The organism is Aquabacterium sp., from assembly GCF_041909175.1.
Classification (GTDB): Bacteria; Pseudomonadota; Gammaproteobacteria; order Burkholderiales; family Burkholderiaceae_C; genus Aquabacterium.
On sequence record NZ_JAYRDZ010000012.1, the window covers coordinates 62,617 to 75,740 of the forward strand.

The 13,124-nt window shown below is 60.9% G+C and carries 12 protein-coding genes, 1 tRNA gene and 1 pseudogene; 11 read left to right on the forward strand and 3 right to left on the reverse strand.

All coding sequences use genetic code 11. The features are described 5' to 3' along the window. Nucleotides 1-34 precede the first annotated feature (34 nt). Nucleotides 35-1,108: a tetratricopeptide repeat protein gene (locus tag ACE3PH_RS14940; protein ID WP_374320493.1), complete on the reverse strand. Its 1,074-nt coding sequence runs from the start codon at nt 1,106-1,108 to the stop codon at nt 35-37. Between the two features lie 266 nt (nt 1,109-1,374). Here ACE3PH_RS14940 and cysS point away from each other — a divergent pair, with 266 nt between their 5' ends. The 6 genes from cysS (at nt 1,375) to ACE3PH_RS14970 (ending at nt 7,285) form a co-directional block, all read left to right on the forward strand. Further along, nucleotides 1,375-2,769 carry a cysteine--tRNA ligase gene (cysS, locus tag ACE3PH_RS14945; protein WP_374320495.1) on the forward strand — a complete coding sequence of 465 codons (1,395 nt, stop codon included), beginning with the start codon at nt 1,375-1,377 and terminating at the stop codon, nt 2,767-2,769. Then, nucleotides 2,769-3,440, forward strand: coding sequence for a DNA-3-methyladenine glycosylase (locus tag ACE3PH_RS14950; protein ID WP_374320497.1), 672 nt, complete (start codon nt 2,769-2,771; stop codon nt 3,438-3,440). The genes cysS and ACE3PH_RS14950 overlap by 1 nt, the downstream gene beginning before the upstream one ends. Nucleotides 3,441-3,480: 40 nt before the next feature. Next, nucleotides 3,481-4,452, forward strand: a complete 972-nt coding sequence (locus tag ACE3PH_RS14955) for an acetyl-CoA carboxylase carboxyltransferase subunit alpha (protein WP_374320499.1) — start codon at nt 3,481-3,483, stop codon at nt 4,450-4,452. Next, the gene (gene tilS, locus ACE3PH_RS14960) at nt 4,449-5,780 is read left to right on the forward strand and encodes a tRNA lysidine(34) synthetase TilS (RefSeq protein WP_374320501.1); all 1,332 of its coding nucleotides are present in this window, start codon (nt 4,449-4,451) and stop codon (nt 5,778-5,780) included. Before ACE3PH_RS14955 ends, tilS begins: the two co-directional genes overlap by 4 nt. Before the next feature lie 88 nt (nt 5,781-5,868). Further along, complete coding sequence (locus tag ACE3PH_RS14965; RefSeq protein ID WP_374320503.1) at nt 5,869-7,125, forward strand: aspartate kinase; 1,257 nt, start codon at nt 5,869-5,871, stop codon at nt 7,123-7,125. 67 nt (nt 7,126-7,192) lie between these two features. After that, nucleotides 7,193-7,285 (forward strand) — tRNA-Ser (locus tag ACE3PH_RS14970). Between the two features lie 65 nt (nt 7,286-7,350). Here the strand turns inward: ACE3PH_RS14970 and ACE3PH_RS14975 are convergent. Beyond that, nucleotides 7,351-7,731, reverse strand: a complete 381-nt coding sequence (locus ACE3PH_RS14975; protein WP_374320505.1) for a DUF2059 domain-containing protein — start codon at nt 7,729-7,731, stop codon at nt 7,351-7,353. A 135-nt stretch (nt 7,732-7,866) separates the two neighbouring features. Beyond that, a complete protein-coding gene (locus ACE3PH_RS14980; RefSeq protein ID WP_374320507.1) occupies nt 7,867-8,460 on the reverse strand; it encodes a cold shock domain-containing protein in 594 nt (197 codons plus the stop codon). Between the two features lie 204 nt (nt 8,461-8,664). Between ACE3PH_RS14980 and ACE3PH_RS14985 the strand changes: the two genes are divergently transcribed. The 5 genes and pseudogenes from ACE3PH_RS14985 to ACE3PH_RS15005 all read left to right on the forward strand — a co-directional run. Continuing rightward, nucleotides 8,665-9,999 carry a glutamine synthetase family protein gene (locus tag ACE3PH_RS14985; RefSeq protein ID WP_374320509.1) on the forward strand — a complete coding sequence of 445 codons (1,335 nt, stop codon included), beginning with the start codon at nt 8,665-8,667 and terminating at the stop codon, nt 9,997-9,999. A 29-nt stretch (nt 10,000-10,028) separates the two neighbouring features. Then, nucleotides 10,029-11,414: an aspartate aminotransferase family protein gene (locus ACE3PH_RS14990; RefSeq protein ID WP_374320511.1), complete on the forward strand. Its 1,386-nt coding sequence runs from the start codon at nt 10,029-10,031 to the stop codon at nt 11,412-11,414. Then, entirely contained in the window at nt 11,411-12,076 is a 666-nt protein-coding gene (locus ACE3PH_RS14995) for a GntR family transcriptional regulator (protein ID WP_374320513.1), read from the forward strand. The genes ACE3PH_RS14990 and ACE3PH_RS14995 overlap by 4 nt, the downstream gene beginning before the upstream one ends. Before the next feature lie 125 nt (nt 12,077-12,201). Continuing rightward, entirely contained in the window at nt 12,202-12,537 is a 336-nt protein-coding gene (locus tag ACE3PH_RS15000; RefSeq protein ID WP_374320515.1) for an SMR family transporter, read from the forward strand. 253 nt (nt 12,538-12,790) lie between these two features. Continuing rightward, a pseudogene (locus ACE3PH_RS15005) lies at nt 12,791-13,124 on the forward strand (transposase); the annotation flags it as partial.

Below are 13,124 nucleotides of genomic sequence, written 5' to 3' on the forward strand. Positions count from 1 at the left end.
AGCACGACCTCGGCCCCACGTCGCATTACCTTGATCACGAGCCAGCGCTTTCCTTCACGATCACCCACTTGCCACCCGAGCGTGCCATCTCGACGCGCTTGGTGCTGCTGATGTTCAGGCTGTCGGCCTTGTATTCCTGGCGGAAACGGACCGAGGCCTTGTTGTCCTTGATGGTCACGTTGACGTCGGACAGCTTCACGGAGATGTTGCGCTTGCCCATGATGCGATCACGACGCTCTTGCTCCCACGCCTTGCGAGACTTGCCGCCATCGAAATCACGGCTGTAGGACGCGTAGTAATCGTTCATGTCCTTGCGGCTCCAGGCCGAGGCCCAGGCCCGCAGCGCGGCTTCCACGTCCTTTTCGGCCTTGTTGTCGCTGGCGGCAGGTTTGGCTTCAGGCTTGGGCTCAGGCTTTGCAACCGGCTTGGGCTCCGGGGCTGGCGGCGGTGTCACCGCTGCCGGAGCGGGCTTGGTTGGTGTGGCGGGGGCTGGTGTCGGCTTGGGGGTAGGTGCAGCGGGCGGCGTGGGCGCAGCCACCATCGGGTTGGCTGCCGCCACCATGGAGTTGCGTTCACGCGGGAAGATGTCGCGGATCATGGCCAGTTTGGGGGCCACGGCCGATCGGGTGTCGATCTGCAGTGCCTTCGAGTAGGCCTGGCTGGCCAACTTGGCATACACATCGCCCAGGTTTTCGTAGGCGGTGGCATAGCTCGGGTTGGTGTGAATGGCCATTTCCAGTGCCGTGCGCGCCTTGTCGTACTGACCTTGCTGTGCATAGAGCACGGCCAGGTTGTTGAAGGGCTCAGGCAGCTCTGGGTAGTCTTCAGTCAGTTTGGTGAAGACAGTGATGGCCTCCGGTGCGCGACCAGCCTGCGACAGACTGATGCCCTTGAGGAAGCGCATCATGGGGTCGCGCGGCTTGGTGTTCAGAAACTGATCGGCTCGCTGCATGGCCTCAACGTTCTTGCCTGCGGCGAGCAGCTTCTGCACTTCTGCAACCTCGTCGGCCCTGGCCGACAGGGCACTCATCGAGATGGCAGCAACGGCCATCAGCTTGATAGCCAGCGTCGTGAGTCGGGCGCCGGAACGGTGGGCAACAGCTTGCATGGGTTTCTTGCAATCAATCAGTTTGAAGGCGGCCAACTTCGCGTGCCAGAAGCCATGATCCCGAGTGGCCCTCAGGTCGTCTGGCCATCCTTGTCATCCTCCCACGCGGGCGGGCCGGTATACTCGGCAGATTGTATCTGAGCGTTCTGAGTTGCACGGTGGGTGTGTTCCCCTGTTGCGTCACGTCGCGTACGGCCCGGTGCTTTGGTGTCCGGAAAGCCGGTGCCATGGGTGTTTCAGCCCGACCCGACCTCTGAAGTTTGTCCATGACTTTGCGTATCTTCAACAGCCTGTCACGCCAGGTTGAGTCTTTTGTTCCGATGGTTCCTGGCCGCGTGGGCATGTATGTCTGCGGCATGACCATCTACGACCTTTGCCACGTGGGCCATGCCCGCATGATGATGGCATTCGACGTCGTGCAGCGCTGGCTCAAGGCCAGTGGCTACGAGGTCACCTATGTTCGCAACATCACCGACATCGATGACAAGATCATCCGTCGGGCTGTCGAGCGCGGCATCACCATCCGTGAGTTGACCGACGAGATGACCCGGGCCATGCATGCCGACATCGCAGCGCTGGGTATCGAGCCGCCTACACACGAACCGCGCGCCACCGAGTATGTCGGCCAGATGCTGGATCTGATCGGCAAGCTGGAAACCAACGGGCTGGCTTATCGCGCCCCCAATGGTGATGTGAACTATGCGGTTCGCAAATTCCCGGGTTACGGCAAGCTGTCAGGCAAAAGCTTGGACCAGTTGCGTGCCGGTGAGCGCGTGGCTGTAGACGACGGCAAGCAGGATCCGCTGGACTTTGTTCTGTGGAAGTCTGCCAAGCCGGAAGAACCTGCCGACGCCAAGTACGACTCGCCTTATGGGTCTGGCCGTCCTGGCTGGCACATCGAGTGTTCGGCGATGAGCTGTTCGCTGTTGGGCGAGCACTTTGACATCCATGGCGGTGGGCTTGATCTCCAGTTCCCGCACCACGAGAACGAAATCGCCCAGAGCGAAGGCGCAACTGGTCAGCAGTTCGTCAATTACTGGCTGCACAACGGCTTCGTCAACGTCGACAACGTCAAGATGTCGAAGTCGCTGGGTAACTTCTTCACCATCCGTGATGTGCTCAAGCACTTCGATGGCGAAACTCTGCGCTTCTTCATGCTGCGCACCCAATACCGCAGCCCGTTCAACTTCAGTGACGCCGGTCTGGACGATGCGCGCAATGGCCTGCGCCGGCTCTATACCGCACTGGATGGGCTGGATGTGGGAACGGTGAGTCTGGCTGATGTGGACTGGTCGCAGGCACCTGCAGCCAAGTTCAAGGCGGCCATGGATGAAGACTTCAACACGCCCATTGCCTTGTCGGTGCTGTTCGATCTGGCGGCCGAGCTCAATCGCTCGCGTTCGATCGAGGTGGCCCGCCAGCTCAAGGCGCTGGGGTCGGTGCTGGGCATCCTGCAACAAGCCCCTACGGCCTATCTGCAGGGTGATGTGTCGGCGGAAGGTGGTGTGGATGCAGCAGCCATCGAGGCACTGATTGCTGATCGCGCGGCAGCCAAGAAGGCGCGCAATTTTGCCGAGGCGGACCGCATTCGCGACGAGTTGCTGTCGCAAGGCATTGTGCTCAAGGACAGCCCGCAGGGCACCACCTGGGTCAAAGCCTGATGTCTGCTGAAACCCCTACCGTGACCAGTCTGGTCACGCCGCCTTATTGGGACGATGCCTGCAAGCACCTGTCCAAGCGCGATCGCGTGCTGCGCAAAATGATTGCCGACTTCGGGCATGCGCGGCTCTATAGCCGTCGCGATGCCTTCACCACGCTGGCGCGCTCCATCGTCGGTCAGCAGATTTCTGTCAAGGCCGCGCAGTCTGTCTGGGTCAAGCTGTTGAAGCGGCTTGAACTGGTGTCCGAGAGCTGTGTCGTGCTGCCCGCGGAAACCATCCTCGCCTTGACGGTAGAGGAGTTGCGTGCCGTGGGGCTGTCTGCCCGCAAGGTCGAATACATGAAGGACCTGGCCCGCCACTTTGTGGAAGGCAAGGTTCACGTGGCCCACTGGGAGAAGATGGACGACGAGGCCATCATCGACGAGCTGGTTGCCATCCGCGGAATCGGTCGCTGGACGGCCGAGATGTTTCTGATTTTTCACCTGATGCGGCCCAATGTGCTGCCGCTGGATGACCTGGGCCTCATCAAGGCCATCAGCCAGAGTTATTTCAGTGGTGAGCCGGTATCGCGTGCTGAAGCACGTGAACTGGCCGAGGCCTGGGCGCCTTATCGAACAGTGGGAACCTGGTATCTGTGGCGTAGCCTTGATCCGGTTCCCGTGGAATACTGAGCACCTTTCGCAGTGCGGTAGTGATAGAGGATGACTTGCCATGAGCAAACGACATTTCCTGGAATTCGAGCAGCCGATCGCTGAGCTCGAAAGCAAAATCGAAGAACTGCGCTACGTTCAAAGTGAATCAGCGGTCGATATCTCGGAAGAGATCGACCGTCTGAGCAAGAAGAGCCTGCAGCTGACCAAAGACGTCTACAGCAGCCTGTCGCCATGGCAGGTCACGCAGATTGCCCGTCACCCGCAGCGCCCCTATACGCTGGATTACGTGAACGAACTGTTCACCGACTTCCAGGAACTGCACGGCGACCGCCATTTTGCGGATGACCTGTCCATCGTCGGCGGCCTGGCGCGCTTCAACGGCCAGCCTTGCATGGTCGTGGGTCACCAGAAGGGGCGTGACACCAAGGAACGCGCTGCCCGCAACTTCGGCATGTCGCGTCCTGAGGGCTACCGCAAGGCCCTGCGCCTGATGCAGTTGGCTGAAAAGTTTGGCCTGCCGGTGTTCACGTTTGTGGATACCCCGGGGGCGTATCCTGGCATTGGCGCGGAAGAGCGCAACCAGTCCGAGGCCATTGGCCGCAATATCTTCGAAATGGCCCGTCTCGAAGTGCCCATCATCACCACCATCATTGGCGAAGGTGGCTCGGGTGGCGCGCTGGCCATCAGCGTGGCCGATCAGGTTTTGATGATGCAGTACTCGGTGTACTCGGTCATCTCGCCGGAAGGTTGCGCCTCCATCCTGTGGAAGACGGCGGACCGTGCATCTGATGCGGCTGAAGCACTGGGTATCACGGCACACCGCTTGAAGGCCCTGGGCCTCATCGACAAGATCGTCAGCGAACCGGTGGGTGGTGCCCATCGCGACCACAAGCAGGCTGCAGCCAACCTGAAGCGTGGGCTCAATGATGCGCTGCGCCAGATCAGTGACCTGAAGGTCAAGGAGTTGCTGCAGCATCGTTACGATCGCCTGCAGAGCTACGGTCGTTTCAACGACACCAAGGAGCATTGAGCACCGTCGTCGCGGTGGCTTACAGCGCGGGTCGAGATTCGACCGCGCTGCTCCATGCCACCCTGCGCGCAGCCGCCGAACGTGGTGATGTGCGGGTGGCCGCGCTGCATGTACACCATGGTCTGAGCGCCCAGGCCAATGACTGGCTCGCACTGGCTTCGCAGCAATGTGATGCCTGGGCGGCAGCCGGTCTTCCAGTGCAATTCAGCTTCAGGCGCTTGTCTCTGCAGGTGCAGCCGGGTGAGAGCCTGGAGGCAGTCGCTCGCACCGCGCGCTATGCGGCGTTGGCGGAGATGGCGCGAGAGCAGGGGGCCGAGATGGTGCTGCTGGCGCACCATCAGCGCGACCAGGCTGAAACCCTGTTGCTGCAGGCCTTGCGTGGTGGCGGCCTGGCTGGCATGGCCGCCATGCCTGTGGAGGTCGATCGGGCCGGCATCCAATGGGTGCGCCCCTGGTTGCGCCATGGCCGCGAGGCCATCGAGGCCTATGTCGACCTGCATCAACTGCGCTATGTCGACGACGACTCCAACACCGATCAGCGCTATGCACGCAATCGGTTGCGCTTATCTGTATGGCCCGCGTTGACGCAGGCGTTTGATCATGCAGAGACCGCGTTGGCGCATGCCGCCAGCCGTGCGGCTGATGCGCAAGCCTGTCTGGCTGAATGGGCCGATCAGAAACTGGCAAGCATCGCCCTGGGTGAGGGGGCTGGTCGTGTTGATCTGGACGCCGCACAACTGATCGTGGAAGGCTTGCCCATGCAGAGGGAATTGTTGCGCCACTGGTTTGCTCAATGCAGCCAGCGCACCATGCCTTCCAGCCTGGTTGCGCGTCTGACCGAGGAGCTGCCGCGCTTGCTGGCTCAGGGGCGTCCCGGACACTGGTCCGCCGGCCTGTGGACTGTCTCGCTTTACAAGGGGCTGTTGCGTTGCGAGCCCCGCCGCGCCGATGCTTCGGTGCACGCTGTGGCGTCGGTGAGCATCAACCTCAGTGAGCCGGGCATCTACCCTGTTCCCCAGTGGAATGGCTCGCTGCATGTGCTGCCTTGTGATCAGGGTGGGGTAACGGCTGCTGCCCTGCGCCAGGCGGAGTTGCGCAGTCGCGAGGGTGGTGAAGGTTTCCAGTTGGCGGGCAACAGGCCGGTGAGGGCGCTGCGCAAGCAATACCAGTCGGAGCATGTGCCCGCATGGGAGCGGCTGGGGCCGCTGGTGTATGGCTCCTCTGGGCAGTTGTTGTTCGTTCCCGGGCTGGGTATGGATGCGCGAGCCTGGGCAAAAACGGACGATGTGCAATTCGTCCTGCACTGGGTGCCACAACGGACTGTTTGATTGTCCGCATTCCACGCTAAAATTGAATGTTTGATCGCGCGAGTGTCTTTGTGTGTTTTCGGGCGCGATCGTTTCTCCGACATCTGACATGGCACTGATTGTTCACAAATACGGCGGTACGTCGATGGGCTCTACGGAGCGCATCCGCAACGTGGCCAAGCGCGTGGCGAAGTGGGTGCGGGCTGGTCATCAAATCGTGGTCGTGCCTTCGGCCATGAGCGGTGAAACCAACCGACTGCTCGGTCTCGCCAAAGAGTTATCCGATCGCCCGAGCCCTCGCGAGCTCGACATGATCGCTTCCACCGGCGAACAGGTGTCGGTGGGCTTGCTGTCCATCGCCCTGCAGGCTGAAGGCATGGATGCCGTCAGCTACGCGGGTTGGCAAGTGCCCATCAAGACCGATTCGGCCTTCACCAAGGCACGTATTGAGAGCATTGACGACAAGCGGGTCCGTGCCGATCTCGATGCTGGCAAGGTGGTGATCATCACGGGCTTCCAGGGTGTTGACCCCAATGGCAACATCACGACGCTGGGTCGTGGTGGTTCCGACACGTCTGCCGTGGCAGTCGCAGCGGCACTGAAGGCCCACGAATGCCTGATCTACACCGATGTGGACGGTGTGTACACCACCGACCCGCGCGTGGTGCCCGACGCCCGCCGCCTGAAGGCCATCAGCTTTGAAGAAATGCTGGAAATGGCCTCGCTGGGCTCCAAGGTGCTGCAGATCCGCTCGGTGGAATTTGCCGGCAAATACCGCGTGCCTACGCGTGTTCTGTCCAGCTTCACGCCCTGGGACATCCCCCTGGACGAAGAAGCCAAGTCTGGCACGCTCATCAGTTTTGAGGAAGACGAAGAAATGGAACAAGCCGTTGTTTCCGGCATCGCGTTCACCCGCGACGAAGCCAAGATCACCGTGGTCGGTGTGCCTGACACCCCTGGTATCGCATTCAAGATCCTGGGCAAGGTTGCCGAGGCCAACATCGATGTGGACGTGATCATCCAGAACGTCTCGCGTGATGGCAAGACCGACTTCTCCTTCACCGTGCCGCGTGGTGACTATGCCCGCGCCATCGAGTTGCTCAAGAGCAAGGTGCAGCCCGAGCTGAACGCTGCGGACGTGATTGGTGACGACAAGATCTGCAAGGTGTCGATCGTCGGTATCGGCATGCGCAGCCACGTGGGCATCGCCAGCACGATGTTTGGCACCCTGTCGCAAGAGGGTATCAACATCAAGATGATCACCACCAGCGAAATCAAGACTTCCGTCGTGATCGACGAGAAGTACATGGAGCTGGCTGTGCGCGCGCTGCACAAGGCTTTCGGCCTGGACGAAGCCAAGGCCTGATTCAGTGTTGTTTTGAGCGCAACGCGCTGAAAGCCTGAGTTTTCGGGTTAGAATGCGCGCTGTTGCTGGAGACGTGACCGAGAGGCCGAAGGTGCTCCCCTGCTAAGGGAGTATGTGGGCAAAACCTGCATCAAGGGTTCGAATCCCTTCGTCTCCGCCAAAAAACAGAACCCCAAGTGAGAAATCACTTGGGGTTTTCTGTTTTGGGGCGTGTGTGTGTGGCGCTCAGATCTTCACGCCTTCCTGTTTGAGCTTGGCCGAAATGCGCTGGTTGATTTTGGGTGCCAGCCCCATGCCCCAGCGTTGGCCTGCGATCATGCCGTCCTGCATCAGGGCTGGCATGGTGGCGATCAGCTTCGTGCCCAGGGGGGTTGAGTAAAAGCGAATCAACTCCTTCAACTCTGGATCGGTGAAGTGCTTGTCGTAAATGGGGATCATGGCCTCTTTGAACGAGCCCATGTTTTCCTCAAAGACCGCTTCGACCTCGGCTGGCAGCATGTTCAGCACCTTTTCAGGGATGTCGGGGCGCGCTTTTTTGAGGCTGTTCATCATGCTGCCCACTGTGGCCGTGGCCATTTGCTTGCTGAGCGCCAGGGCATTGGTCATGCTCAGAAGCTTCTCAATGTCTGCTCGCTTTTCTGTGGTCAGTGGGTCGGCTAGGGCTGCAGTGCAGATGAATGTCATCATGACTGCGGCGCTTGCCATCTGGCGGAATGTCATGGGGCTGCTCCGTAAGCGTGTTCAGCGGGGAAAAGAATTGGTGCACCACTGCTGTTCGCAGGGCACGCCATCGTTGTTGCCATCCATCTTGGTTCCGGGGCAGTGGTTGAGAAACCACTTGGCTTCGCTGCATGACGTCATTTGTGAGCAGTGCGTGCGGCCATCGCATCGGAACGACCCTGCCGATGTGGCTGGAGCCGTGTCGGCGTGCTCATGGGGTGAGGTGGGCGAGACTGTTGGTGGCATTTGAGCCAATTCTCTGCGGTGCAGGCTGGCCTGAAAGTGCTGGTAGCCGATCAAACCCAGTGTGAGGAGCAGACCAAGCAGCAACGCGGTTCTTATGGGGCCGCCCCAACCACGTTTCTCGATTCGCTGGGGACGGCTGCGCACAGGTTGATTTGCACCAATGGCTGCACGGGTGATTCGGATGGCCTGAGGTCGCCCATCTTTGCCTTGGTCTAGCTCGAATGACAGGGTTTCGCCCACTGTGGGGCGCGTGCCATCTCTCGGAAAGGCACTGATGTGCACAAACACTTCGCGCCCGCCATGTGTCGGGGCGATAAAGCCAAAACCCTTGTCATCGTTCCATGAACGAAGAATCCCTGTGTGACTCATGCGAGCCCAGGCTCCCTTTGTTGCTTATTGTTGCTTTGGCCCTAGTGTCGGTCATGTTCGCGTGTTCTGGGAAGAGCTGCTGCCAACTATGGCGCCCAAACGACATCGTCAATCATGTGATCAATGATTGGTATCAATTTGCGCAAATTGATTGAATGTTGCTTATTTGTGATCACAAATCTCGGTTTGGATTACACTGCGTCCATGGACACATCACTCGAAGACTTCCTGACGCGCCACCACATCCACGAGGTGGAGTGCGTGATTCCGGACATGACGGGCATAGCGCGGGGCAAGATCCTGCCGCGTGACCTGTTCCTTGCCAGCGGCGAGATGCGCATCCCCAAGAGCGTGCTGCTGAACACGGTGAACGGCCAGCAGCCGGACAACGGACCGTTCGTGGGCGACACCGACCCTGATATGGTCTGCAAACCCGATGGGGCCACCGTGCGGATCGTGCCGTGGGCGGCCGAGCCGGTGGCGGTGGTCATCCACGACTGCGAAGAGTGGGATGGCCGCATGGTGCAACTGTCGCCGCGTGCGGTGCTGCGCCGTGTGCTGGCCTTGTACGAACGTCAGGGCTGGAAGCCGGTGGTGGCGCCCGAGATGGAGTTCTATCTGGTGGCTCGCCAGCAGAACCCGCATGAGCCTCTGCAGCCGCCCCTGGGCCGCACGGGCAAGCCGGAAGTAGGGCGCCAAAGCTACTCCATTGATGCGGTCAATGACTTCGACCCGTTCTTCATGGAGCTGTCCGCCTTCTGCGCCCAGCATCGGCTCGGTGTCGAGACGCTGATCCACGAAGCGGGCCCTGGTCAGATGGAGATCAACTTCACGCACGGCGACCCGCTGGAGTTGGCTGACCGCGTGTTCCTGTTCAAACGTGCAGTGCGTGAAACGGCGCTGCGTCATGGGGTGTTTGCCACCTTCATGGCCAAGCCCATGGAAGGCGAGCCGGGCAGTGCCATGCACATCCACCAGAGCATTTCAGACGCCGATGGACACAACATCTTCAGTCGGCCTGACGGGACGGCATCGGAGTTGTTTCATTACTTCATCGGCGGCCTGCAGACCTACATCCCACAGGTCATGCCCATGTTTGCGCCCTATGTGAACTCCTATCGCAGGCTGGCGCCTTACATGTCTGCACCGATCAACGTGCGCTGGGGCTATGACAACCGCACCTGCGGTATCCGTGTGCCGAAGTCAGGGCCAGCCAACCGCCGCGTGGAAAACCGCGTGCCGGGTGTCGATGCCAACCCTTATCTGGCCATGGCAGCCACGCTGGCTTGCGGCTGGCTGGGCATGCGTGACCACCTGCAGCCGTCTGACCCCACGGAAGACAGCGCCTGGAACGTCAGCCACGAACTGCCGCGCCATCTGGAAGACGCCATCGAGGTCATGCGTGTGTGCGAGCCCATGAAAGACGTGCTGGGCGACACCTTTGTGGACGCTTTCTGCGCAGTGAAGGAACTGGAGTACGCCACCTACAACCGAGTCATCAGCAGCTGGGAGCGCGAGCACCTGCTGTTGCTGGTCTGAACTGAATTGCCACGGAGACGACGCCCAACATGAGCGCCCATGCCCAACACGCCCGCCCTGATACCGGCATTGATCCTCAACGCGTTCGCTCGCTGTTGCTGCGTGAACGTGCACTGTACGAGCAGAACAACCCCCGTTCCAGGAAGCTGGCAGCTCATGCAGCCGAGCACCTGATGTTTGGGGTTCCTCTGCATTGGATGAACGACTGGGGTACGCCGTTCCCGCTTCAGGTGGCCCATGCCCAGGGGGCACAGCTGACCGATCTGGATGGCCATCAGTTGGTTGACTTCTGCCTGGGTGACACAGGGGCCATGTTCGGCCATTCGCCCGCGCCCGTGACGTCCGCCCTGCAACGCCAGGCCGCACAGGGCCTGACCACCATGCTGGCCAGTGAAGACGGCGCCGCGGTGGGGCGGTTGCTGGCAGCGCACTTTGGGCTGCCTCAGTGGCAATTTGCCATGACGGCCACCGATGCCAACCGCTTCGTGCTGCGCTGGTTGCGTGCGGCCACGGGCCGCAAGGTGCTGCTGGTATTCAATGGTTGCTACCACGGCACGGTCGACGACGTGTTTGTCGATCTGATCGACGGGCAAGCGGTGCAACGGCCCAGCCTGCTGGGGCAGGTTCATGAGCTGCTTGGCACCACCCGCGTAGTCGAGTTCAATGACCTGGCGGCGCTGGAGGCAGCACTGGCCCCGGGCGACGTGGCCTGCGTGCTGGCCGAGCCGGTGATGACCAACATCGGCATGGTGATGCCTGAACCCGGCTTCTGGGCCGAAGCACAGCAGATCATCCGGCGCCACGGTGCCTTGCTGGTGATGGACGAAACCCACACCCTCAGCAGTGGCCCGGGCGGCTATGCGCGTGCCCATGGCATCGAGGCGGACGCGGTGGTGGTGGGCAAGGCCTTGGGCGGTGGCATGCCCTGCGCCGCCTATGGTTTCAGTGCGGCTGTGGCCGAGCGGGCCCAAGCTGCCAAGCTGGCGGCCCCTCCTGGGCATTCCGGTATTGGCACCACCCTGACGGCCAACCTGCTGGCCATGGCAGCCATGCGCGCCACGCTGGAGCAACTGCTCACGCCGGAGGTGTTTGCACCCATGCATGCACGTGCGGCTCGTCTGGCTGACGGCTTGCGCGGCGTCATCGCGCGCCATGGCTTGCCATGGTGCGTGACACAGGTGGGGGCGCGTACCGAATTCCAGTTCTGCCCCGTGCCGCCGCGCAACGGCACCGAAGCCGGTGCAGCCATGGATGCCGAGCTCGAGCATGCACTGCATCTGTACCTGCTCAACCGCGGCGTGTTGATCACACCCTTCCACAACATGATGCTGATCTGCCCTGATACTACCGACGCTGATGTGGCCCGCCTGATCGAGGCCATGGACAGTGCATTGCAGGACCTGACCAGCGCATGAACGACACCACCGCCGCCCCCCTTGAAGCAACACAGCAGGACGCGGTCTATGCCCACCTGCGCCAATGGGTGACGGTGGGGCGCTTCCTGCCTGGGGAGCGTTTGAAGATTCGCAATGTGGCCGCCGAACTGGGTGTGGGCCTGATGCCTGTGCGCGCTGCCTTGCAACGCCTGGCGGCCGAAGGTGCGTTGGTGAACGTGCCCAACGCCGGTGTGGCCGTGCCGCGCCTGAGCGTGGCCGAGTTTGACGACCTGCTGCAAATTCGCATGCTGCTCGAAGGCGAGGCCGCCGAGCGCGGGGCGGGACGCCTGCAACCGGAGCAAGTGCAGGCGCTACAGGCTTTGTGTGACCGCATGGCGCAGTCGCTGCAGCAAGGCCGGCGAGACGACTACCTCGCCGCCAATGAAGACTTTCACGTCATTCTCTACCGTGCAGCGGGTTCGCCCACCCTGTGGGGCCTGATTGACACCTTGTGGCTGAAAGCCGGTCCCATTTCCAACCAGCTGTTTGACACGCCCGCCTCAGCCCCCGTGCTCAATGATGCGCACGAAGATGTGATGAAGGCCCTCAAGCGGGGAGACACCGCAGGCGTGCGCCGTGCGGTGGAGAAGGACATCTTTGTGGCGGGGCAATTCTTGCGGGCCAGATTGCGCGCGGCCTGAGGTTCAGCAGTTCAGCATCGCCGAGTTCACGTTGTTTGGGCCTCGTCAAGACATTGGCCAGGCAGAACAACAAGGGCACTGTGTCTGATTTGGGTGCCCGCCATGGATCCATTTAGAGTGAAGGCATGAACAAGGCATACCTATTCTTGGCTGTAGCCATCTGCGCTGAAGTGGTGGCGACCAGCTTTCTCAAAGCGTCCATCAATTTCACCAAGCTGGTGCCAAGCATCGCAACGTTTGCCGGGTATGGCATTTCGTTTTACTTTTTGTCCTTGGCGCTGGTCGTCCTGCCAACAGGTATTGCATACGCCATTTGGTCTGGCGTGGGTATTGTGCTTATTTCGGTGATTGGCTGGGTGATCTTCGGTCAGTCGCTGGACGCCCCTGCGCTTGTTGGCATGGGGCTGATTCTTGTTGGCGTTGTGGTGATCAACGTGTTTTCAAAGTCGGTTGCGCACTGAGCCTGATCTGCACCACCAAGGGCTGGCACACCTGCGCGGTCATGGCATGAGTCTGGGGTTGCATTTCACGCGTTGACCTACGTGGCCGCAGGTGAAACAAGCCTTTGCTTTGAGTGGCAACGAAGCGTGCCCAGGCGAAAGAAGGGGCGCCTGCCAACCAGCGACCCAACGAGCCTCGATTTTTCTTGGCTTTCGATGGCGGCACTGAAGCGCCCCGGGTTTTGCGGAGGCTCCAACACTGGAGAATGGGGCCATGAAGAAGTCCCCGAATTTTTCGCCTGAGGTCCGTGAGCGCGCCGTGCGCATGGTGCTGGCGCACCGCTCAGAGCACCCGTCGCAATGGGCGGCCATCGAATCGATTGCCGAGAAGATTGGCTGCGTGCCGCAAACCCTGCACACTTGGGTGCGACAGCACGAGGTGGATGCTGGTCAACGTGACGGCGTTACCACCGCAGATGCCCAACGCATCAAAGATCTGGAGCGAGAGAACCGTGAACTGCGCAAGGCCAACGAGATCCTGAAGCTGGCCAGCGCGTTTTTCGCCCAGGCGGAGCTCGACCGCCGCATCAAGTCCTGAAGGCCTTCGT